This is a genomic window from Leptolyngbya sp. DQ-M1 (genome assembly GCF_039962505.1).
Classification (GTDB): Bacteria; Cyanobacteriota; Cyanobacteriia; order Leptolyngbyales; family Leptolyngbyaceae; genus Leptolyngbya.
In genome coordinates, this window is sequence record NZ_JAMPLJ010000002.1 from 234,334 (window position 1) to 257,295 (window position 22,962).

At 49.7% G+C, this 22,962-nt stretch carries 16 protein-coding genes; 3 read left to right on the forward strand and 13 right to left on the reverse strand.

Features of this window, described 5'->3' with window-relative positions; translation table 11 throughout:
- Positions 1–14: 14 nt before the first annotated feature.
- A complete protein-coding gene (locus NC981_RS07040) occupies positions 15–1,892 on the forward strand; it encodes a hypothetical protein (protein WP_348242214.1) in 1,878 nt (625 codons plus the stop codon).
- A gap of 99 nt (positions 1,893–1,991) precedes the next feature.
- Here the strand turns inward: NC981_RS07040 and NC981_RS07045 are convergent, their stop codons facing one another.
- The 5 genes from NC981_RS07045 to NC981_RS07065 all read right to left on the reverse strand — a co-directional run bounded on the left by NC981_RS07045 (position 1,992) and on the right by NC981_RS07065 (position 8,237).
- Complete coding sequence (locus NC981_RS07045) at positions 1,992–3,935, reverse strand: AAA family ATPase (RefSeq protein WP_348242215.1); 1,944 nt, start codon at positions 3,933–3,935, stop codon at positions 1,992–1,994.
- Between the two features lie 31 nt (positions 3,936–3,966).
- The gene (locus NC981_RS07050; protein WP_348242216.1) at positions 3,967–5,265 is read right to left on the reverse strand and encodes an ATP-binding protein; all 1,299 of its coding nucleotides are present in this window, start codon (positions 5,263–5,265) and stop codon (positions 3,967–3,969) included.
- 231 nt (positions 5,266–5,496) lie between these two features.
- Positions 5,497–6,453, reverse strand: coding sequence for a methylenetetrahydrofolate reductase (locus NC981_RS07055; protein ID WP_348242217.1), 957 nt, complete (start codon positions 6,451–6,453; stop codon positions 5,497–5,499).
- Between the two features lie 129 nt (positions 6,454–6,582).
- Entirely contained in the window at positions 6,583–7,593 is a 1,011-nt protein-coding gene (gene trpS / locus NC981_RS07060) for a tryptophan--tRNA ligase (RefSeq protein ID WP_348242218.1), read from the reverse strand.
- Between the two features lie 56 nt (positions 7,594–7,649).
- Positions 7,650–8,237, reverse strand: coding sequence for a Uma2 family endonuclease (locus tag NC981_RS07065; RefSeq protein WP_348242219.1), 588 nt, complete (start codon positions 8,235–8,237; stop codon positions 7,650–7,652).
- A gap of 183 nt (positions 8,238–8,420) precedes the next feature.
- Here NC981_RS07065 and trxA point away from each other — a divergent pair, with 183 nt between their 5' ends.
- The gene (gene trxA, locus NC981_RS07070; protein ID WP_190379960.1) at positions 8,421–8,738 is read left to right on the forward strand and encodes a thioredoxin; all 318 of its coding nucleotides are present in this window, start codon (positions 8,421–8,423) and stop codon (positions 8,736–8,738) included.
- Here the strand turns inward: trxA and NC981_RS07075 are convergent.
- The 4 genes from NC981_RS07075 to uvrC form a co-directional block, all read right to left on the reverse strand.
- Positions 8,735–13,744 (reverse strand): translocation/assembly module TamB domain-containing protein, encoded by a 5,010-nt coding sequence (locus tag NC981_RS07075; protein WP_348242220.1) that lies wholly within the window; start codon positions 13,742–13,744, stop codon positions 8,735–8,737. The two genes, trxA and NC981_RS07075, sit on opposite strands and share 4 nt — an antisense overlap.
- Positions 13,745–14,065: 321 nt before the next feature.
- A complete protein-coding gene (locus tag NC981_RS07080; RefSeq protein WP_348242221.1) occupies positions 14,066–14,809 on the reverse strand; it encodes a choice-of-anchor R domain-containing protein in 744 nt (247 codons plus the stop codon).
- Positions 14,810–15,002: 193 nt separating this feature from the next.
- On the reverse strand, positions 15,003–16,757 hold the full coding sequence (locus tag NC981_RS07085; RefSeq protein WP_348242222.1) for a tetratricopeptide repeat protein: 1,755 nt from the start codon (positions 16,755–16,757) through the stop codon (positions 15,003–15,005).
- A gap of 116 nt (positions 16,758–16,873) precedes the next feature.
- Positions 16,874–18,820, reverse strand: a complete 1,947-nt coding sequence (gene uvrC / locus NC981_RS07090) for an excinuclease ABC subunit UvrC (RefSeq protein ID WP_348242223.1) — start codon at positions 18,818–18,820, stop codon at positions 16,874–16,876.
- A gap of 121 nt (positions 18,821–18,941) precedes the next feature.
- On the opposite strand from uvrC, the gene NC981_RS07095 reads away from it, so the two are divergent.
- Positions 18,942–19,142, forward strand: a complete 201-nt coding sequence (locus tag NC981_RS07095) for a hypothetical protein (protein WP_348242224.1) — start codon at positions 18,942–18,944, stop codon at positions 19,140–19,142.
- 38 nt (positions 19,143–19,180) lie between these two features.
- Here NC981_RS07095 and NC981_RS07100 read toward each other — a convergent pair whose 3' ends face one another.
- From NC981_RS07100 to NC981_RS07115, 4 genes are all read right to left on the reverse strand, one after another.
- Positions 19,181–19,579, reverse strand: a complete 399-nt coding sequence (locus tag NC981_RS07100) for a response regulator (protein WP_348242225.1) — start codon at positions 19,577–19,579, stop codon at positions 19,181–19,183.
- Between the two features lie 184 nt (positions 19,580–19,763).
- On the reverse strand, positions 19,764–21,845 hold the full coding sequence (locus NC981_RS07105; RefSeq protein ID WP_348242226.1) for a cation:proton antiporter: 2,082 nt from the start codon (positions 21,843–21,845) through the stop codon (positions 19,764–19,766).
- 60 nt (positions 21,846–21,905) lie between these two features.
- Positions 21,906–22,568 (reverse strand): HAS-barrel domain-containing protein, encoded by a 663-nt coding sequence (locus NC981_RS07110; protein WP_348242642.1) that lies wholly within the window; start codon positions 22,566–22,568, stop codon positions 21,906–21,908.
- 113 nt (positions 22,569–22,681) lie between these two features.
- Positions 22,682–22,876 carry an NAD(P)H dehydrogenase subunit NdhS gene (locus NC981_RS07115; protein ID WP_348242227.1) on the reverse strand — a complete coding sequence of 65 codons (195 nt, stop codon included), beginning with the start codon at positions 22,874–22,876 and terminating at the stop codon, positions 22,682–22,684.
- Positions 22,877–22,962: the final 86 nt, after the last annotated feature.

The window sequence follows — 22,962 nt, forward strand, 5'->3', positions numbered from 1 at the left end:
TTTTGGATAAACCTATGTTGAAGAACGGCTCACTTACAGAATCAGACTGGATTGCTTATCTTTCAGAAAACCTAACGTCTTCGGATACTGTTCCGACAGTTGAAGGCGATCGTCCATCTCCGATGCTTGATCGAATTGCTGTCGATAGAATTTCTCCTGTTCCAAGCAAACCGATTACTGAAGTGGTCACATCTCCGATTTCATCGGGGCTGATCAAAGAGCGATTCCGCGAAGGAATCATTGATCGATCGATATTGACCGACTTAACAACAGCAAATCTGGCAAAGTCTAATTTAGCGATTCAAGCGAAGCCAGAATGGACAGTGGCGGCTCAGCAAGTCTATCGGCAAGTTCCACCTGTTCCAATGCTCGGTGATCCAATCCAAGTTGGAAATTTCTTGCTCTGGGCTGATCCGCAAGCGGATACCATTGAGGTCAAATTACCGGAGCGATTTGTTCAACTTGACCCACGCTACATTAAGCCTTTACCAAAACCAATCTTAATCGACCAACGAATCAATCCCGTCGATCGCATCATTGCTCCCCCAATGCTGACTGCGAATCTACCAACAATGGTCGATCGAGCAACAATGATCGATCGCGTCATTCTCCGTCCCGATATCATCGATGCGCTTAAAGTTCAGAAAGTTAGAGTTCCAGTCCGGCGTGCTTTTTTTACAACCGTTGCACCAGAGCTTCAATCCTTCCGATTGATGGTGCAACAAGGTCAACCTGGACAAGCCACAGTCGGCACAGCGCTATTAACCGTTAGTCTGTACACCAAAGATTCAGCAGAACTTTTAGAAACCCATCGATTAAAGTGGACAGATGCCTTAACTCAAGCAGGCTATGGCGCTCGAATCTGGAAATTTTTGCCGATTAACTTACAGCAACTCCAACCCTTCCTAGATATTGATGCTCAACAGCTACGATCGCCCATTCAAGTTTCCACCAATGCAGGTGCAGGTACAGCAACCTTCTTACTGGAACTTTCTGAGATTGGGACTCAGATTTGGAGGCAAGCGTTAGAACGCCGTCAGCCTGAGCAAATTACTGGAGTTGCAAGATTCACGGCTAAGTTCTATGCCCGCACTGACGATCGCCTACAAATCCGGGAGCAGAACTTCTCTGCGACTTTAGCAACCTTACTCTCTGGTTGCGGTTCAGAGCACATCGAAATCCTCAATCCGACCTTAGCCTTAACAACTTCAATTCTTGCCCAGCGACACGCCTTTGTAGACTCAACGACTGTAACTTGGGATATCGATCGATCTGAACACAGTTTTTCCGGCACTGAGGATGGAGTTTTAACGGGTGTGATTACAACAGACAATTTAGAAGGGGTACAGGTCAACTGGAAAGCACAAGTGAAGTATCGTTTCTCAAGCTGGTCGATCGGAGTTCAGCAAGGGAAACTATCTTTGCGAAACTCAATCGGAATTATTAAACCAGGCTCAACTGAATGGATTCGAGAATTCACGGTTTACACAGTGATGATGGCAAGCCCGACACAAGTTGCAACGGATCTCATTGATTTTGAAGACCTCGAAGTAGAAGCGGTTCTAACCTTTAACGCGGATTATCTCACTCTGCCACTCGCCACAACATTCAAACCTCGACATCTAGATGTTACAGAAGTTCCCTTTCCCGTCCAACCCGGACAGGCACCCAAGCAGGTTGGAATTACAGTCGTCGTGCGCTCGAAGTCCAGCGATCGCATCCTAGCCGCTCCTCCCCCTCGAATCTTGGCTCCTTCGTCCTCTTTAATCAATCTCAAAGTCTTTCGGGATGGCACGATCGATGTGGTCACAAACATCGATCCAATCTCAGAAAGCTCGATCGATGGCGATCTATTCGATTTGGTTCACAACCTCAAAGCATCCGATAACTAAAATTTGACAGCAGTTTGAGTGATAAGCGCTCTGCATCTTCAAACTGCTCGACGATACACTCAGGACTGCTCGGTGGAACATTCAAAGTCTCTCCCGAACTTACTGCTTCTCATTCTCATTCTGGTGGGAGATTGTTGCACTGACTGAATCCACAAAATCAGTGACCGCTTGCACCAGTGACTTGGGTAAGTGATTACGGAACCATTGATACATATACAGCAAGGTTAAACCATTCACTTTCTTCTGGGTAAATAGCTCCTCCTGCAAATCATTCAAATGCTCTAGAGCGCGATGTCTCACTTCTTTTGGAGCTTCTGCACTCACTTGAGCGCGGAGTTGCTTGAAGTTCTGCTGCAATGAACTGAGATCCGATCGATCCGAAGAAAGCGCCGCGATCGAGGAAATGTAGCTGCCATTCATGCTCGTAATCGGAAGCACTTTCAGGCGTTCAACGAACTGCTCTTCCCGTCGAATCTGCTCGAGTAAGCGCTTCACCTGAGCATTGTTCGGTTCGATCGCATACGCTTCTTCGAGCTGCGCGATCGCTTCATCGTTTTCACCTAGGTTGTGCAGTTCTTCAGCATAGTCATACAATGCTTCAACATAGTTATCTTGCACCCGTACTGCATCGACTAGGTAAGCTCTGCGGTAATGTTTTAAAGCCTGGGGAAACTCTCGCAGCTCTATCAAGCTATCTGCAAGCTCAAACAATGCTTCAAAGTGATTCGGATTGTGTCTGAGCGCTTCATTTAACAAGCCAACAATCTTTGGCGTTGTGCCCCGACGACGCGCCGCTTTTGCCGTTTCGTACAAGGTTTTTGCTTTGACATCCAAATCCTCTAGTTCGCGTAGTTCACGGCGAATCGGATGACGCTGCACCAGCCAACGACGCACCAGTTCGATCGACATGCGATAGGTTGCAACGCTAGGCGGCATCGAAGTGCGACGGACTCCCATCCCAGAGCGGCTTCCAGTCGTCCGAAGAAATCGCCAATCGACCAGATTGATCACTCCATTGCGAATCGGCTCCGTGAGTTCAACTCCGCATTCGCGCAACAGTTCTAGCGGCTCAGCTTCGCTAAAATCTAAGCTTGAGAGTTCCGGGTACTGCAATTGACGAGCGCGAGGCACTTCCGCCGCCGCAGAAAATACAACTCGTTCCGGTAGGGGAATCCCTTCCCAAAACCAGCCCAAGCCGCCTTCTCCAAGCTCGATTGCTCGATCGACATTTGCTCTGACATCCGATCGCGTGACTCGCCAGCGATTCTCACTCCGGGCATGAGTAAACAGCGTGAAGCAGATCACCTGAGTAAAGTAGGGATGTCCCGCAGATAGTTCTAAAATGGCATCGATCGCCTCTAAGTCATACTCCAAAATCCCTTGTGCTGGAACCGTCACCAGTTGTTCTGCACTTTGACGATCGAGCAATCCCACTTCCTGGTTGGGTGCTTCTCGAAACAAACTCAGCATCGCGGGTAAATCATCTAATTGCCGCCCAACTACCGGAATTAAATAAAGATGCGGATAGTTATACACTCCCGCTTGCAGAAAGTGAAACAGATTTCCCGCCGCTTGATCAACCGTTCGATTGTAAAGCGCGTCAAATTCGTCTAAGAGCAGCACCACATTCTCAACGGCTAACTCTCGTCGCAGATTCGGGATAAACTGCCGCAAAAATAGACTCGGATCACGCTGAAACTCCTCGATCGTCGGGATTTCCATGTGCCCCTTAAGACAATCAAACTGCTGCACCGCATCCCGCGCTAACTCGTAAACCACTTCACCGATCAATTTGCGGCTATCTCCTTCGAGCGACAAGGGCACAAACGCAAACTGCGGCAGGTTAACCGATCGTGGAATTTGCGCTAAGACCGACGACTTGCCGATGCGTCGCTGTCCGTGCAGCAAAATCACCTGCGCTCCCTGAAGCAAATTGTCTGTGATGAACTCAAATAAACGATCGCGCCCAAAAAAGCAGTTGGGTTCGGCGATCGGACGACCGATAATGTATGGATTTCTGCGTTGCTCGATTAAGTAGCTCATAGCAGCAATTCGCTTAACCCGCTTTTGATTATCACAAGATCAATCCGGTGGATAGGGCAGCAGTAATTTTTCCTAACCAGGTCAGAATAGTCGGCACCTCGTCTTTGTTTTGCCACAGCCAGCGAATTGCGTTTGTGACCGTTTCCGCTTGCCGACGGCTCATCAGATTGAGAAAGGTGCGCTGTCTCGCTTGCAGTGCTTCCTCGTCACTGTTTTCGATCTCCTTGATCACCCACCATTCCATCAGCGAGGACGCAAAGCGATAATACTTTTTGCCTTCTTGAAATTGACAGAGGACGATCCCGCGTTCTTCGAGATCCCTTAATTCTCGCTCTTTTTGACTAAAGATTACATCCGTATCACCCAAGTCATAGCGTTTCTTCAGTAACCGCCCTTTGAGGTGAGTCAGAGCGAGCAGCATCATCAAGCTTTGCTCGATTTCACTGGAGAAGTTCCAGTTGTCCTCGAAGTAGTGTTCGGTGGCGCGACGAAATTCCGCAACAAAAGCATTGGGATCGGGCAAGCGGTTGGCGCGAAATTCTCGGAATAAAAGGTAGCCCGCAACTTGCAGGAGCGTTGGACTGCCATCGGCAATGTCTCGAATGCCTTCTTTGATCGCGGGCGTGAGCGGCAGTCCGCCTAAAAGTGCGGCTGCCTCAGTTTCACTAAACGGTTTGAGCGGCTGAAAGAGGTAATGGTTATACCAGGGGGATTCATTTGGTTTGAGTTTGATCCCGGCTTCATTCAGGCGACGCAGTGAAGTGACAATGCTGGCAAGATGCTGGCTTTCTTTTGAGTGGGAGGCAAGATTGCGACAATCATTGAGGAAGTCAGCCGCATCTTGTTCGCTGTAGTCCTCAGTCGGCTGAAGCGCGACATCATAATCATCAATCAACAGCAGCAAAAATTTCTCTTTCTTGCCCAACAGCCGCAGAATCGATCGCAGCGCATCTTTACTCGCTGTAAGCCGCTCCAGGTGGCGATCGACTTCGGTTTGAATTTCCGGTTCATCGGTCAGGGCATCTTTCAGAATGAGAAAAACTTCTCGCCAGAAATTTGCCGCCGTAAATGGCGTAACTCCCAAGCAACTGAGCAGCACAATCACCGCTTTTGACGGATCGTGTCCCCGAAATGCCCAAGTCTGCGGAGCCGCGATCATTTGGAGAAACGAGGTTTTGCCGATCCCAGACCCGCCCCAAACTGCCAGATGTCCTCGAATGAGAATTTGATCGAATGCAGTTTCGATCTCGTTACCGCGCCCGATAAAGGCAAGCGGCGACACAGGTTTACCAGGCACATAGGGATTTCGTAAAAATAGGGAATCGGTCATGGCAATATCTAGGGGCGATCGTCGATAGCAATCCTAAGCGAGAGTCTTTCGTGCCCTCATCCCCAGCCCTTCTCCCCCAGGGAGAAGGGAGCTAGAATTCTTGTCCCCTCTCCCTGAGGGAGAGGGTGAGGGTGAGGGTTGACACGCTAGGCTTTCACAAATTTATAGCTTTCACAAATCAATGAGGATTTTTATAGCTCGATCGTAGCGACGATCCCCAAAATCTGCGACCTATACGTTAACCACTTCAACCCGGGGTTTCTCGATCGCTTTGATCCCCGCCAAATCAAGAATTTCTGGGATCAAGTCTTCGCGTTTGACTGCCATCATGTGAACACCCTCACACAACTCTTTTGCCAGCTTCACTTGTTCCGCCGCGATCAGCATTCCTTCTCGGAGGGGGTCAGCCGCTTTTTCTAGGCGATCGATAATGTGCTCTGGAATATTTACACCCGGAACGGCGCGATTGATAAATCTGGCATTTTTAGCAGATTTGAGTAAGAAGATTCCTGCAAGCACAGGCTTACCGCAGTTTGAGGCAATCTGAGTCATAAATTTTTCCAACCGATCGAAATCGGTAATTAACTGACTTTGGAAAAACTGTGCGCCTGCTTCGACCTTGCGCTCAAATCGCTTTTGCAAACCTGACCAACTGCCACACTGCGGATCAACTGCCGCACCCACGAATAAATCAGTTTCACCATCGGTTAGCGCTCGATCGTTCCAGTCCAACCCGCCATTCAGCTTGCCGATCATCTGCAACAACCGCACCGATTCCAGCTCGAACACTGCTTTTGCGTCAGGATGATCGCCAGCTTTGACCGGATCACCTGTGAGCGCTAGCACATTCCGAATGCCCAAGGCATGAGCGCCGAGCAAATCGGCTTGTAACCCGATCGCATTACGATCGCGGCAAGCGACTTGATAAATCGGCTCGATTCCCTGCTGCAGCAAAAGCGCCGCCGAAACCAGCGACGACATTCGCATCACCGCCCGACTACCATCGGTAATATTCACACCATGCACCCGTCCTTTGAGCAACTGCGCCATTTGCAGCATATGCGTCGGATTAGTCCCCTTGGGGGGTGCGACTTCTGCGGTGACGAGGAATTCGCCTTTTTTGGCGGCAGTGCGAAGAGCAGATAGAGGGGCGTGACCAAGGAAATTCGAGAATTGCGGATAGGTCATGAGCGATCGTTAGGGTGCGACTTCTTGATTTAGCGTATCGGGGGAGATTGAGAATTTTGAAGTCACTTGCCGAAACCTTTAGAAAAAGCAGTGAATTCAGAAGAAATTCGTGAAGTTACGGTTGATCTGTTAGCCAGGTAGCGTGTAGCCCATCGCTTTTTTTGCCTTGGTTAACGTTTGGTTCGCCACTTCGGATGCCTTTTCTCGACCCGATCGCAGTACGGATTCAAGATAGCCTTGGTCGGCTCGAATGGCGTGATATTTCTCCTGAATCGGTTTGAGGGCTGCGATCGTCGTTTCGGTGAGCAACGGTTTGAACTGTCCCCAGCCCATGTCCTGACATTCGGCAGCAACTTCATCTTTTGTTTTACCCGACAGCAGCAGATAAAGCGTCAGTAGATTGGTACATTCTGGACGCTGGGGATCACCAAAGGTTAAGCCGCGAATCGGATCAGTTTTACAGCGCTTGATTTTGTTTTGAATCACATCGGGCGGGTCGAGCAAATTAATCCGGCTCAGTTCCGACGGGTCAGACTTCGACATCTTTTTCGTGCCATCGGTCAAGCTCATGACTCGCGCACCGTCAGCCCGAATCAGCGCATCGGGACGTTTGAGAACCGGAGCATCGGGAGTCGTGAATTTGAAGTTGAAGCGATCGACTAAATCCCGCGTTAGTTCTAAATGCTGCTTTTGGTCTTCTCCGACCGGAACTTTATCCGGTTCGTACAGCAGAATATCCGATGCCATCAGCACTGGATAGGTGAGCAGACCTGTGCCGACATCTTGACCTTGCTTGATCCGTTTTTCTTTGAATTGGATCATGTCTTCGAGCCAGTTGAGCGGCGTAATGCAGCTTAATAACCAGGAAAACTCAGCATGAGCGGGGACATGAGATTGTACAAAAATGGTCGTGTGTTCTAAATCGAGTCCACAAGCGAGATAGAGTGCAGCAACTTCATAGGTGTTTTCTGCCAGCGTGGTGCGATCGTGCGGCACCGTAATCGCATGGAGATCAGCAAGAAAGAAATAGTTGTCGTACTGGTCTTGTCCTTCGACCCAGTTGCGAATTGCGCCCAAATAATTACCGAGATGAAGGTTTCCGGTGGTTTGAACGCCAGAAAGAACCCGCTGCTTAGCCATACCGTTTGTCAAATCGTCTGTGATTTTCTCTTTTGCCCATCATAGATGAGAGGCGACTATCTCGCTCTGCCGATTTGTCGAAAGAACTTTTGTACAGGAGCGCGAAATCCAGGGAGTAGCGGCGAGGTGATTTCGTCTTGGGCTTTGTACGTTGCAACTCGCTTAAGCGCAGCATTCTCGCGACGATAAACTTCGACCTGCTGGAGTTCGCGGCTGACAATCCAGTATTCCTCAACGCCTTGGGTGGAATAAAGTTTAAGTTTGGCTTCACGATCGCGTCTTTCGTTCGTTGTGCCCGGAGACAAAACTTCGACAATGAGTTCGGGGGCAGCAGTAAAATGTCCAGCTTCGTCAATGATTTGAGTCAGACGATCAACGCTTACCCAAACAACATCCGGAATGACGCTATCTGCTTCACTAAAAATGATGCCAGGAACTGGAAAAGCCTCGCCGAGTTGAGTCTCATCCGACCAGCTTTGTAATTCACCGCAAATATTACGAATGACAGATTGATGTCTAAGATGCGGCGCTCTCGTCACAAATAATTCTCCATCAATGATTTCATAGCGTTTCCATTCATCGTTGGAAAGCAGCTCAAGATCCGCAGTTGTCCAGCAGACGCGCTCAGGCAGAGTTTTACTCATGAGAATTCTCCACAGCCTTGATTTTTCTTATTTTCGCGCACTTTTCGTTAACCTCAGTTGGACAATTGTTAAGACGCTTTTAACAGGTTTCACAGACATTAACAATTCTCCATCGGGCTAGTTGAGACGGTTTTGCAGGGACGCGCTAGTGTAAGAGAACACGATATGGAGGCAACTGTAAAAATGGCAACGAAACAGCAATTCAACAGCTTTGAAGAGCTACTTTCTGGCTCGGAAATGCCAATCTTGGTAGACTTTTACGCGACTTGGTGCGGGCCTTGCCAAATGATGTCTGGATTTCTTGATCTCACTGCTGATAGCCTCAGAGACAAGCTCAAAATTGTCAAAATTGACGTAGACAAATATCCCGAAATTGCCAGCCAATACGGAATTTCAGCGCTACCTACAATGGTTCTGTTCAAAGAGGCTAAGCCCGTCGATACGATCGAAGGCGTAATCCGACCGCAGCAACTGATTGATCGCGTTCAGCCGTTCCTCTAAAACCGGAATTCGTATTCAAATACGCCTTGCGTGTCGCCGGAGAAATCCGTTGAACCCCGGAACAATAAGCGATCACTAAATCGGTAGCGCACTCCAAATTGAGTCGGTTGATCCGCCGTTAACACTCGCAACACTGATGCAGATAGGTTGCGAGTGATATCGACCCCAACTTCTGCGGCTAATCCTAGCGTTGAGCCGCGCTGCTGACCCCGATCGAGCAGGGTTGGAAACAGACGAAAATCACTCAGACCAAGCGCGTTACCAATAAATCCTTGAATGTTGGTGAGCAATGCCGACCCCGCTAGGTTAGCAATGCCTAAAGCACTATCGCCCCGTCCCAGCGTGTTGACAAATCCGCCGCCGATTAGGGAAACGATTTCACTCCGGCTACGGCTCGGACTGCTAGTGAGTTCTAAATTTTGAAGCAGTTGACTTGCAGGGCCTGTTGCTTTTGCCTGAATTCGCACGGTTCGGAGTGAGCCTAGATTCGCGATCGAGGCGGCAGAAACCGGGCTATCTGACACTTCTGCGGTTCCGGGAGTCGCAATCCGACTTCCAGTAACTTCTGGAACAGAAGCAATCAAGCGGACATCTAGCACCGGATCAAGTCCTCGATCGCGCACGAAGGTTGCAGTCTGCGGATAGCCCCTTTCCAGCACAAACTGGGTTGTGAATAGATTCACCTGCCCGCTTCTAAGACGAATCGTTCCTTCGGGGCGAAGCGCATCAAGTCTGCCGTTCACAGTCAGAGTACCAGAAGCGACAAAGTTAATCAGCGGTGCGCGGACAATCTGCACCCGATTGCCTAAGACGAGTTTCAGATCGTTTAAGCTGGCGCTGAGTTGAGGAGCCTGGGAATTGGTGCTACCTGATGCAGCAGGAGGCATTGCTCCACCTGTGGCTTCTGTATCGGGCAATTGAATTTGTCCGTCTGCGAGTTCGACCTCTCCGCCAATTTCGGGGGCAAATGCAGTTCCCAATACTGTAATGTTGCCTGTCACGCCGCCTTGATACAAGCCTTTGCGGTTGATTGCTAGACGATCGAGCGTAATTTGTAGGGGATTGTTTGGATCAGCGTCCGCCGCGACCAGAATTGGTAGCGTTCCTTTGGCGATTACCTGTCCGCGATTGAACTGTCCTTGGAGGCTCTCAACTGAGATGCGATCCCGGTTAAACAAGATCGTGCCTGTGATGTCGGTTAGGGGTTCTTGTAAGGCCGTGGATTCGATCGTCGCACCTGCAAGAACGATCGAGCCTGTGACTTCTGGGCGCAGTAGGGTTCCTGCGACGTTGAGCTTGACGGCACCTTGTCCGTCGCGCCACGCGAGTTGAGGCACTAGCACGTTTAACACAGATAGTCCTTCGTTCTTCACGTCAAGATTCAAGCTAATTTGATTGCTCTCCGGGCGAACACTATCAGGCAGGAGTTGGTAGGGGAAGCTGCCTTCGATCGTAATCGGTTCGTTGGTTGACAGGGCGATGTTGCTGCCGAAATTGAGACGCGAGTTGGTGTAAGTGAAGTTGCCTGTGGCGGAGTTGATTGCTTTGTCATTCAAAAAGCCATCAATGACTCGGATTTGTCCTACGGCAGATGGATTCGTGCGTGTACCGCTAATCGTGACTGTGGTGTTGAGTTTGCCATCGATACCGAGGGGGAGGGGGTAAAAGCGATCGATTTCGGCGATCGGTAAGTTCTGCACTTCTAGCTGTCCGAATTGAGTTTCGCCGCCAAACTGCCCAGTCAGGTTAATCTGGGATTCACCGGATTGAATTCTGAGGGGTTCGAGGGAAACCACACCATTGTTGAGGCTACCAAGGGCGATCACCTGCTGAGCGGTGAGGACACGATCGTTCACCGGTTGGAGTTTGCCGTCGCGCAATCGAATTTGAGATTGATAAGGACGGTATTCCACATCTTGTGCGCGTAAATCGAAGTTTGCTTGAACGCCTTGAGCAGCGGAAGCACTAAGCGTAATTTCACCGCCAAAGTTACCGCGAATATCAGCAGTTTGAGGAATGCGATTGTTGGCGATCGCTTGATTATTCAGTCGCAGTAACGCATTGATTTCGGCAAAGCGACGGAGTTGATCAAACAATAAAGCTTGGGGATTACCGACTGCGACTGGGTTCAGCGCATCGGCGCGGTTGTAGGTCGGTGGTTTTGCTCCACGGGTAAAGTCTTGCAGATCAAAGAACTGTAATCCGCCTAAGACATCTTCGATTCTGCCTTGAGCGATCGCGATTTTGCCGTTGAATTTGGGCTGCGATCGCAAATCGACATTGCCTGAGACAGTGTATTTGCTTTGTCCCCTAGTCAGCACTGTGTCGCCAAATTCAAAGACATTATTGCGATTTACAAAGCTAGTCGAAGCGACATCTGTGCGGAATGATCCAAGCCGGAAGTTTTGCACCGTTGCAGTCCCATCAATCACTCGCAGTCGATCGAGATCAATGTCAAGGTTGCCAGCCAGTGTGCCACCGATGCCACCGTAACGAGAGACATCGACGCCGGGCAAAATAAACCCATCGATCGGGAATTGGCGCACCGCAACCTGGAAGATATTACCCCTGGTTTGTCCAATCAGGCTAGCTTCTCCGCGTTCGACGTTGAGCGATCGGGGTCTGAAGCTGGGCGCGAGATCGAGCGCAATTCGATCCTGAACGCCTGCCACTTTCAGATCAAAGCCTTGTGGTAGCAGATTTAGGGTTCCATTTAGCACTGGATCGAAGGTGATGCCATTCAGCGAGAGTCCCCGCACTGAAACGGTACTGACGACGCTTGGACGATCGGGCGTTCCGGTAATGCGTCCGACGAGATCCACGACACCGGAAAGCTGAGTCACAGGGGGACGAGGAATCGGCAGATTCGAGAGCGCGTATCCGTTGGCTTGAATGGCTAAATTAAGTCCAGTGATTTGTGGCGTTCCGCTCAGGTTTGCCAAAATTGTGCCATTTGCTCGGAAGCCCGAAGAGGTTGCCTGCGGAATGTTGAGTTTCTGACCATCCCAGTTAATCTGCGCGACTAAGGGCGTAGTGACCAACGAGATTCCTTGAGACAGTCTCACTTGTCCATTGGCTCGAACCGTCTCTGGACGTAGAGCATTTAACGCTCCTGTCAATCTCACATTACCGCTCAAGTCTCCGCGTAGTTGTTGAGAGAATTGATTCAGTGCAATTCCAGCGATTTGTGTATCGGCTTGCCAACGTCCTGCGATCGCATTGAAGTTTGCGTTCACAAAACTATTTCCGTTCGTCAGTCTGGCTTGTCCGCTTGCCTGTATATTTTCCAGTTGCGGTGAACTTAATGATCCAGCTACCTGAGCACTGCCGTTAATGATTCCTTGTACTTGTGACGAGAATTGACTAGCTTGAACATTGGAAGCTTGAACTGTGCCACGGAATCGATCGCCGATCGTTTGTCCCTGAGCGGTAACGGTTCCGCCTGCGACTTGAAACACTGCGTTTCTCAGCGCAACGTTTCGACCTGTCACTACAACTTCACCTGTTCCTGGATAAGTTGCTTCTGGCGCTTGGAATTGGGCGATCGTTTGGACGCGATCGAGCCGTCCGATTACTTGTCCTCGTGCATTGACGCGCCCCACGGTGACGGGTAGTGTTCGATTGTTGTAGAGAGCTGCGATCGTATCTCCTGGAATGTTCCGGGCTTGATAGTTCACTGCGATCGACTGAGGCGCATCGAGGTTGAGGTTGCCACTGGCGACAACTGTTCCACCCACTTCGGGCACGGCGCGAACATTCGATAAGGCTAAGTTAAGTGTCTTTGTATCGAGGCGAAAATCACTGCTGACTTGGGACAAATTGATGCGATCGACTCGTGCCGTTTTGGTATTGCGAACGCTGCCGGAAATAATCGGGCTTTGGGTTGCACCTGTAACCCTAACATTTGCGGTCGCTTCTCCGGTAGCTGCAACCGGGAGATTAACTTTGAAGGTACTGAAGAAATCTTCGACTTTGACCGCTCGGACATTTGCCGTGAGGTTAAAGCCTTTTTCAGTGTCGATCGTTCCGTTAGCGGTGAGGGGAATCTTTCCGAGTTGCGAAGAAACTTTCTCAAGCGTAATTAAAGTATCATCGATCTGTAAATTTCCCGATGACTTTGCGAATGTCTGAGGTAATCGCGGAATTTCTACCGTAACATCCTTAAAGTTTGCAGTTCCTCTGACAACTGCACGTTGATCCGGTCTGATTTGAACGTTGACGTTTCCATTCGTGCGACCTTGTTTTAAGTTGATCGGCAGTTTGACTAAACGATCGATTTCCGCAACTAAAAATCCTTGTCCTCGAATATTCAGATTAGAATTCAAACCATTATTAACAATGGTTTCGCCTTGAAGATCGAGCTTGCCTTCTTTAGTGGATTCAGCATCAAGCGTGTAAGCAATCTGCCGATTGTTATCAAAAAAGTTTGCTTCCCCCGCGCCCTGTCGTAACGTGACTGGAATGCGCTTTTGGTTCGGTTTCGGAAACGCATCGAGTTCGATATTGGCATCTTTGAATCGAATTCTCTGGAGTTCAGTTTTGATCAATCCTTCTTGTTCCTGCGCTTTAATCTGCGTTTTGACCCAAACGCCGTCTTTTTCCTGATCCAGATAAACATCCGGTTGCAGCAACGTTATATCCAAATTTAATCGGCGCGTTAACAGCAATTGCAGCAAATTAAATCCGACTTCAACACCTTCCACTGAAGCTCGATCGCGATCGTTCGGGGTTGCGGGGATTGCACTTTTACCAAACCGCAATCCGGTCAGCGAGGCACTTTCAACCTTGCCGAGTTCCACGGGTCGATCGAGCAGTTCGCTGAGATTTCGCTCAATTAAGGGGGCAAGATCTTGCTGTACAAATTTTGATCCGTACCAAATCCCCCCTGCAATGCCCAACGCACCAAGCGCCGCGATCGGGAGTCCGACGCGACCGAGCAGCATCAGCCATAAGCGGCGACGAGTCGGAGTTTCAGGGCGATTGTTGGGGTCAGGAGATTGGGTCATCGACTGGCGGGGGCAGATAGAAAGACAATCTATAGTTACCACACCCGCGAATCTCTAGTGCAAAGAATTTGACAGAATCTATCAATTGATCGCGGTCATTCTATTGATATCCAATAAAAAACGCGATCGTCCGGATAAACGATCGCGAGTCATACCAAATTGATCTTTAATCGCTACAGATCTTGCAAGCCCCCTAAATCCCCCAGGAGTGGGGGACTTCAAACCAAAGAAGGACTGGATTCTCAAAGTCCCCCAGAATTGGGGATTTAGGGAGCACGACGGGCATCAACAAAGTGAAAAATCCGTCGAACTCACACCAATTTATGCTTCAGCGGTGCTTTTCGCTTGTTGGGATTTGCTTCTTGCCCGCTTCACTCCCCCAATAATGCCCGAAACAATTAGTCCAGGAATCGGCGAGAACGCAAATGGGACGGGTGTGATCTCACTGGCATCGATTCTGAAAGAGTTACGTATGCCGTCCCCTGCGCTCCAGGTCGGGCTTCCCGTTCCTTGAAATCTATAAGTAGCAGTAGGCGATGATGACCAACCAGAGCCGTTCTGTGCAACTGGAAGATCATTGTTGATGGTGTTTGCCCAACTGAAGCTGTTTCCCGTAACGACGAGCCAGTAGGTTGTGTTTGCCAACAAGGTTGAACCTCCTGGAGCGGTAAACACAAAGTTGTTAGTTGCTCCATTCCCTGGCACAGTTGGATTGATCAACGTGTACAGGATTGTATCGGACGGATTATCGGTATCACTTGGGTTGCTTGGATCTTCGGGAAGATTCGTTCGGATTTGCATGGCGGCTGTATCCGCAGAAGTGAACTCCCTCAAGGATAACGCCACTGAATTGAGTGTCCAGTCTCGATTATCCGTTCTAAAGCTCACCGCTTTGAGCTGTGTCGGATTGCCCGTATTAATGCCTGAGCCGTTGTCGGAGTTGATTGGCACGTACAGTGTGTTGCCGTACACATCCAATGCTTGGCTCGGCACAGCCCAACCCATACCCACGATCGTCGCTCCCACCGTACCGAGCGGTAGAAGTCTTGTTGCATTCCTTATCATCGTCTTTAGTGTCTCAGAGAGATTGCTTGCATCGTACAAGTAAAGTTTTCCCTGGTCGCTCGAAAAAACGCTTAACTCGATCGCTAAATCCCCCTAGTTCTCAGTAGAAACACGAATAGGGCGCGATCGTCCCTGATGAAACAAATTCACACTTACGCAGAAGTCGATCTTCTCCTAGTCATGCAGGCACAGTTTACGGATTCACCCCTCGCAGTGCCCGAATTCCCTCCTGAGCGGCTCGCTGTCCTTCTGGATTGTTTTGTTGTTGATACAGTCGAACGGCTGAGCCATAGTCTTTGATTGCACCTGAACGATCGCCGCGTTTAGCCACAAGATTCGCCCGATTGAAATACGCATCCGCTAAGGCTGGATCAAGTCGAATCGCTTCAGTGTAATCAGAAATTGCTTGCTCGATGTTGCCATTGTTAGCGTATTCGATGCCGCGATTGTAGTAGAGATTTGCCGCTCGATTCGCTGGAGTCGGGCTGAGATTTAGCCCCTGAGTGTAAGCCTGGATTGCCGCATTGCGATCGCCCGCCTGCGCTTTACGGATGCCTTCATTAAACCAACCTTCTGCATCGGCAATCTGAGGGCGCGATCCGGGAAACGGTTGGAACAATGACCAAAGAATGGCACCAAACAGCCCCAAAACGAATAAACTTCCGAGTCCAAGCACCAACGGCAGGGGAATGTTGCGCTCTTGCAGATATTGCGAAATCCGATCGTTCGCAGGCTCAATCTCTGAATCCGACGATCGCAACAACCGCCGATTTCTCAGAAACTGAGTCAATCGATTGCCTGAAGTTTCAAGCTGAGTCTCCGTCTCGACTTGCGGCTCAACTGGAACGATTTCAACCGGAGGCAGTGTCTCTGGTGCGGTATTTTGTGCCTCCTGCTCCATCACAGTTGCGGGTAGGGGTGCAGTCGCAAAGGGGTTTTCCGACAGTCCCAATACTTGCCGAAGCTGCAATAGCTCTGCTCGCATATTATCGCTAAGCGGCGACTGACTAACTTGTTCGAGGATGCGATCGTACTGTCGCTGTTTCTCCATCTGCTGACGATGCGGCAAGAGTGCATCTTCTCGAATGGCAATGGCGATGCTTTGAGGAATTCCCTGTCTGATGCGTTGTTCTTCCAGAATGTTGTGTCCGACTAGCGAAATTTCGCCCTGTTCCGCCAAGCTCCTGACCTGTTTGCGGAAGTCCAGATACGGCGCATAGACGACCACAATTCGGTAGCCGTCTGCTGTGCTGTAAAGGTTTGGAGCCAGTGCAGGCGATGTATCTTGCAGATGAGCAGTGATATAAGCGTGAAGTTCAGTCACATCGACCGTACCATCCAACGGACGATTGGCGCTTCCATCTGCCATTCCAGTTTCCAAAGCATCGAGTAAAAGCTGAGTGTAGGTCGATCGCGCCTTAAGTTTGTGCTCGGTTGAATAGTCGATCGAGGTAGGGGAAGTGAGCAAGGCGCGACGATTGCTGCTGAAGTCTTGAGCGATCGCATCAAAGTCCTGAGCGGCAATCATGCCTTGAGTAAAGGTGCCGCTAAAACAACAATCGAGAATCACGACTTGTTTTTGCGATCGACAAGCTTCGAGTTCAGCTTTGAGTTCACTCAATGGATAAGCAGTTTCCTCTAAGTGGGATTGCTGAGTGTTACGGCAGGGAAAAAACAATGCACCTTGATCATTCACGATCGCATGACCCGAAACATAAATCAGAGTAGTTTCATCCGGATCGCGTAGGGTGCAAAAGGTTTCGATCGTTTCTCTCAGTTGTTTGAGCGTCGGATGCTGAAGCTGCATCACATCATACGCCCGACTTGCACCAATGTCTGGTCGACGCAGCAATTCTTGGAGTGCTTCTGTATCTTGTGAAGGCGCTGTGAGTGAGGGAAAGCTGGGGTCATCATACTGCCCCATTCCAATCAGTAATGCTTCTGTCATCTGCGTCTCCCCAACTCAGTGCAATCGTGCCTGCTTATTTACCAGCAATTATCTGTAAGCAAAGACAACTTTTCAAGCAATCTTACCCATTTTTGGAGGCGAGACTCGTTCCCGCACTAAGAAACAGCTTCAGAGTTTGTCGGTTCTGGAATATTGTCGATCGCATCCTCATCGCCCGGATGAAAATAGCGATAAATCTGTTTCGCAATCTGCATTCCAATGCCGGGGACTGTCGCTAACTGCTCTGGACTCGCTTCACGAATGTAATCGATCGACCGAAATTCCGCGAGGAGTAGCTTTTGGCGGTGATGTCCTAAGCCGGGAATCTCATCTAAGCTCGATCGACGCATCCGCGTGGTACGCTGCTGACGATGGAACGTGACCGCAAATCGGTGTGCCTCATCGCGCAAACGGCGCAGCAATTGCACTCCAGCCTGTTCGGCATCGGTTTCCAGCGGGAAAGATTCACCCGGCAGGAAAATCTCTTCGCGCTGTTTTGCCAAACTCACAACCTTGATATCTTCGAGCAAGTTCATCTCGCGCAGCACATTCACCACAGCAGAAAGCTGACCTTTACCGCCGTCGATCATCACTACATCGGGAAAATCTGAAGACTTAGCATTTCCTGGAACTAACGGTTCTCCTTTCGCTTTCGCGGCGGCATACTTGCGGAATCGACGCGAAATCACTTCTGCCATACTGGCAAAGTCATCCGATCGTCCCGATCGCACCTCTGGATTTTTGATTTTGTAGTGCCGATAATGCTGCTTCGCTGGCAATCCATCAACGAACACGACCTGAGAAGCGACCGCATCCGAACCCTGAATGTGCGAAATGTCGTAGCCTTCAATCCGACGCGGCAACTCTGGCAAATCGAGAATCTCAGCGAGGTCTTGCATCGCTTCGGCATTGCGATCGGCAAACTTCTGCGTCCGCGCTAACTCAATTCCCGCATTGCGCTCGACCATCTCGATCAATTCGGCTTTGGTCTGACGCTGGGGAGCGACGATCGACACCTTCCGCCCTTTCGCCTGACTGAGAAATTCCGCCAGCATTTCACCATCCGGTAACTCATGCTGCACCAGAATCTCTGCCGGAATTTCAACCGGATCAACCGTCTGATAATGCTCTTCGAGAACGCGCTGAAGAATTGCACCATACTCACCTGACTGAGCATCCGCGATAAATCCCAAGCGTCCGACCAGCCGACCTGCACGAATTTGAAACAACTGCACACAGGCATGATGTTCATCGGCAGCAAGGGCGATCGCATCGCGTGAAATCGTATCGTCCGGCAATGCTACCTTTTGATCTGCGCTCAAGCTCTTCAGTCCAGCAATCTGATCCCGCAGTCGGGCAGCGTGTTCAAAGTTGAGGTCTTCAGCCGCTTTCTCCATCTGCGCGGCTAACGATTCCTCTAATTCCCGCGTCCGTCCCTGGAAAATCATCGCCACCTTTTGCACCGTCTTGCGATAGTCCTCCGACGAAATCATCGTCTGACAGACCCCCGGACAGCGCCCAATATCGTAATTCAAACAAGGACGATCCTTAAATAACGGCTGTGGACGCTGACGCAAGGGAAAGATGCGCTTGACTAAATGTAGCGTTGTGCGAAGGGTGCGGCTATCGACATACGGGCCGTAATAACGATCGCGCTCCTTTGCCATACGCCGCTTACGGGTAATGAAAATCCGAGGATACGACTCCGACCAAGTAATACAGAGATAGGGATACTTCTTATCATCTTTCAGCAACACATTAAAGTGCGGCTGATGCTGCCGAATCAGATTCGCTTCGAGCGCCAGTGCCTCTGCTTCGGTATCAGTCACGATCACTTCAATTTCGACCACCTGACGCATCATCAGCGTAATTCGGGGTCGAGTATCATGTCCGTTGAAATACGATCGTAAGCGCGATCGTAAGCGCTTCGACTTGCCAATATAGAGAATTTGATCTGTGCGATCGCGCATATAGTACACCCCTGGCTCTTGGGGAATTTCCTTAAGCCGAGCTTCTAAGCGCTCTGGATCATCGATCAGCGACAAAGTTTGAGGAGCAGTCACTTAAAACTTTATGTAAAAGACGGATATTTAAATCTTAAATCAATCTCCACAGACAGGGGTGACGATCACCGAACCGGAATGACTATAGTGCTAAATATTCAGTACCAGACTTGTCTAAGCTATGAATCTACAAGAGTTTGAGAGCCAAACTCGCATCAGTATCGAACGAGCGCTCAATCAACTTCAAACCGCAACTCTATTACTTTCCGCGCTCGAAATTCAAATTCAAGAGTCTGGTGATACTGTCAAGAGCCTGAGTCTCACGATCGAGCAATTCATTAATACGCATCCAGACTATGACTCGATCAGATCCAGACGCTAAGGTTGGCAGGATTAAAGCTTCACGAATCATAGTTTTCTTTACTCGATTAGTTCGGCTTGAATTGCCTGAAGCAACTCAGCCAAGCGAATCGGCTTCACCAAATAGCGCCGTGCGCCGAGGCTGAGCGCATTTTGTTGGTCAGTCATAAAGGCGCGAGCTGACACCACAATCACGGGAACTCTGCACCACTCTGAATGGCGCTGCATCTGCTCTAGAATCTCGCAGCCGTCAATATCGGGTAGCCTGAGATCGAGTAGTACGACTTGAGGCTGAAACGTTTCTAAGGCTCGATCGAACCCTATGCCTACACCCAAAGCCAATACGCTGTAGCCTTGATAGATTAGATAATCTTCAAGCAGACTTCGGTTTGCCTCATTGTCTTCAATCAGTAGTATTCGGCTCGGAGCCTCCGATCCTGTCTCTTGATCACTTGTCATTACATCTGCACCCTTGTTGACTTCCATTTTCCGGTCAACGTGGAGAAATTGCGAGAGGAGTCTTACACCTAATCTCGCGGATGTCCCGGCTGAATTTTGCAGCCGCCTTTATGCGACAAATTTCACACGGTTATCTGCGTAAAGCAAGCAAATCTCAAAAACTTTGCGTATGTTAAGTATTCATTTATGAAGAGGACGACAATAGAACCGAACGATCGACCGATTGCGGTTCACCTACCAGCACGATCGAGCATTGAATCTGCGGCAAGATCTGAGCCGTGCGACTATTTAGCGCCAGTCCTCCTGCACTAAGCAAGCGCTCCGGCGATCGCAAAACCAATAAGTCAGAAGATTTCGCTGCCATTGCGATCGTCCGAACCACATCATCATCTGGGACGATTTGAATATCGGTCTTAAGGGGTGGCAGCTTTGCAGCGAGGAGCGTGATTTGTGATTTGATCCAAGCAATCTTACTGGGAGAGGTCGCTCGATCACACACATGCAGGATTGTAATTTGTCCTCCTGTCGCGGTGGCGATATTATGAGCGAGCTGTAAGGTTGAGATCGATCGCGGGGTAAGATTTTCGACAGGGAGCAAAATTTGCTGAAATTCGCTTGGAGATTTCACTAATCGCGCAACGGCAACCGGGCAAGAAGCCGCGTATAAAACACTGTTGACGACATTTCTAAACAACCGCTCTCTAATCGCGCTTTTGCGTCCCCAACCCATCACAATCAGGTCAGCGCGATATTCTCGACTGGTGCGAGCGATTCCTTGAGCAACGTTGTCATCAATTCGCAGCAGGGGGGTCACTTTAACCCCAAATCCTTCGGTCAGTTCTGTTGCACGCACTAACCGAGATTCGCTGTCATCAATGCGTTCTTGCATCGACGGTGAGTTTAAATGGGCTTGGGACAGGGCGATCGCTAACGGAATTAATTGACCCGCGTGGGAGCGAGCAATGAGAGCTGCAAGTTCAAGAAGATTCGCTTCGGTATTGGGATTGTAGATTGGGACAACGATCGTGGTTTGGTGTGTCCAGGTCGAATCGGGAATTGTCGGTGCGATCGTGGCGGGAGTTTCGGGTCGAAGTTCATTCGCAAATCGCGCCGTTAAGATCGGCCCTAATGTCGAAGTCACTAGCATCAACACAATCACGCTATTGAGAACGCTCTCGGTGAGCAATCCTGCCCGATAGCCGACCAGCGTTGCAGCCAACGTTGCGGCCACTTGAGGCAGGGAAAGCGATCCCATCACCATCATTTCTTGCCAGCTATAGCGATAGGTCAGTTTTGCCAGCACCGCCGCCCCAAATTTACTAGCGATGAGACCGAGCACGATCGCAACAGTCAATCCCAACAACTTCGGATCAGTCAAGCTCTGAATAAACGCCGGAATCCGAATTAGCAACCCCATATCCACAAAGAAGATGGGAATAAACAAAACGCTGCCGACAAATACGACTTTCTCTTTAACAGGGCTGTTTCCGACAACGCGATTTACTGCAAGCCCGGAGAGAAACGCACCCACGATTTTTTCAACCCCGATTAACTGCGCTCCAACCGAAGCCAGAAACACCGCTAATAGAACGAACAGGAATTGATTGCCTTCATCGTCTCCCGATCGTCGAAAAAATTCTCTTCCCGCTCGATCAAACCCAAAGAGAACCACGATCGTATAAACAACCAGCGATCCCAACAGCGTGATCAGCTTGATGAGTGTAAAATCGCCTGCATGAACCCCGACACAAATCGCTAAGACTAACAGCGCCCCAACGTCAGTAAAGATCGTTGCGCCGATCGTCACCGTAACGGCTTCATTTCCCACAACCCCTAGGCGACTGACGATCGGATAGGCCAAGAGCGTGTGAGACGCGAACAGCGATCCGATCAAAATCGCGGGATTCCACTCAAACCCAAACATTCGCCCAACGATCGTTCCAGTAATCAATGGCACTAAAAACGTATAAGTTCCAAAGCCGATCGAGCGATTTCGTGTCCGAGTAAATTGGTCAATATCAATTTCCAAACCTGCCACAAACATCAGATACACCAGTCCGATGTCTGAGAGCAAATTCATGGTCTCAGAGTCATTTTGAATGATCCCCAATCCATTCGAGCCGAGTGCAACTCCCGATGCCAGCAATCCTACCAGTCCCGGTAGCTTTAACCGCTCGAATACGATCGGTACAATCAAAATGACCGCTAGCAGAATCACAAAAGAAACGATTGGTTCTTGAAACAAGCCAGCGGTTAAAAACAACATGAAGCAGCGCCACTCAATGCGATCTAACAATTACCAGGTCAAATTGAGCACGAAATCCACCTAGAGATGAATTTGACTCAGGATCACCCGTAGTCGATCGTAGTCATCTTTCAGCAGCAAGCTTAGCATTCGACCCGCTTGCACCAACCAAGCACGATCGGCTTTCCTCAGTTGATAGATTTCTCGAATTGCAGCCGCCGTCAGCGCATCAACCGGAGCACTGCCCACTTGCAGTAAGGTTCTCAAAAAATCAAGCTGATCGCTAAATTCAACAATTTCTTCTGCATCACAAGCGTAAACGGCTTGATGAATTTGGGGCGGACGGGGCGGTAAATGTTGATAAAGCGTTCCACCTGCCGAGCCATTCTTTTTATTTCCGCCCGCACGATAGCCAACGATCGCCGATCGAAATTCTGTTCTCAGCATCGCGAAAATTTGCGGCTGTTGTTCGCGCAGTTCTAGCAGCGACATTCCTAATGCTCTAGCCCGATGCACGGTATCGATCGGGCTAGTCGTCGCGTGGTAAACGACTGCATAGATTAAGTTTCCTGATTCTTCGTCGATCGCTTTGACCCAGCTTCCAAACGGCGGCATCACCGGAAACGATAGATCTTCCGGTTCCAGGCATTGTGAAAGAAATTCTGTCGTCGCTGTTTCGATCACCTCGGCAATGTGATTGGCAGGGCGATTCTGAGCAGAAAACTGGGGAAGTGGGAGGCGCATAAGCAAATTCATACCGACGATCAAGCCGACGATCGCACCGGTGCAATGTCGTACAGACGTTTCGTGAAAACGTCTCCATCCCACAATCTACCGCATTCAAACCCTGAACGTGCTTATTTTGCTGCCTTTTTCTTGGCAGTTTCGACAATTTCAAGCTCAGACATTCTGAACGTGATCAACTTGTCCCAGTTGCCACCCTCAAATAAAACTGCAACTTTTCCATCAGTGATACGCTGTACAAGTCCTTGGAACCCGTAGTAAGTATCATTCACATTCATCACACGGACGGCTGAACCTGGTAAAAACATAATTGCTGCAAGATAGCTTCCCTATCAGTTTACAGGCGGTGTCGAACACTCTGTTATCGATTGTGATCGATAGCGCGATCGCGTCT

Excerpts from the sequence above, each read along its gene's own strand:
- NC981_RS07040 (WP_348242214.1), top strand. The coding sequence starts at position 15 with ATGTTGAAGAACGGCTCACTTACAGAATCAGACTGGATTGCTTATCTT.
- NC981_RS07045 (WP_348242215.1), bottom strand. The coding sequence starts at position 3,935 with ATGAGCTACTTAATCGAGCAACGCAGAAATCCATACATTATCGGTCGT.
- NC981_RS07050 (WP_348242216.1), bottom strand. The coding sequence starts at position 5,265 with ATGACCGATTCCCTATTTTTACGAAATCCCTATGTGCCTGGTAAACCT.
- NC981_RS07055 (WP_348242217.1), bottom strand. The coding sequence starts at position 6,453 with ATGACCTATCCGCAATTCTCGAATTTCCTTGGTCACGCCCCTCTATCT.
- trpS (WP_348242218.1), bottom strand. The coding sequence starts at position 7,593 with ATGGCTAAGCAGCGGGTTCTTTCTGGCGTTCAAACCACCGGAAACCTT.
- NC981_RS07065 (WP_348242219.1), bottom strand. The coding sequence starts at position 8,237 with ATGAGTAAAACTCTGCCTGAGCGCGTCTGCTGGACAACTGCGGATCTT.
- trxA (WP_190379960.1), top strand. The coding sequence starts at position 8,421 with ATGGCAACGAAACAGCAATTCAACAGCTTTGAAGAGCTACTTTCTGGC.
- NC981_RS07075 (WP_348242220.1), bottom strand. The coding sequence starts at position 13,744 with ATGACCCAATCTCCTGACCCCAACAATCGCCCTGAAACTCCGACTCGT.
- NC981_RS07080 (WP_348242221.1), bottom strand. The coding sequence starts at position 14,809 with ATGATAAGGAATGCAACAAGACTTCTACCGCTCGGTACGGTGGGAGCG.
- NC981_RS07085 (WP_348242222.1), bottom strand. The coding sequence starts at position 16,757 with ATGACAGAAGCATTACTGATTGGAATGGGGCAGTATGATGACCCCAGC.
- NC981_RS07095 (WP_348242224.1), top strand. The coding sequence starts at position 18,942 with ATGAATCTACAAGAGTTTGAGAGCCAAACTCGCATCAGTATCGAACGA.
- NC981_RS07100 (WP_348242225.1), bottom strand. The coding sequence starts at position 19,579 with ATGACAAGTGATCAAGAGACAGGATCGGAGGCTCCGAGCCGAATACTA.
- NC981_RS07105 (WP_348242226.1), bottom strand. The coding sequence starts at position 21,845 with ATGTTGTTTTTAACCGCTGGCTTGTTTCAAGAACCAATCGTTTCTTTT.
- NC981_RS07110 (WP_348242642.1), bottom strand. The coding sequence starts at position 22,568 with ATGCGCCTCCCACTTCCCCAGTTTTCTGCTCAGAATCGCCCTGCCAAT.
- NC981_RS07115 (WP_348242227.1), bottom strand. The coding sequence starts at position 22,876 with ATGTTTTTACCAGGTTCAGCCGTCCGTGTGATGAATGTGAATGATACT.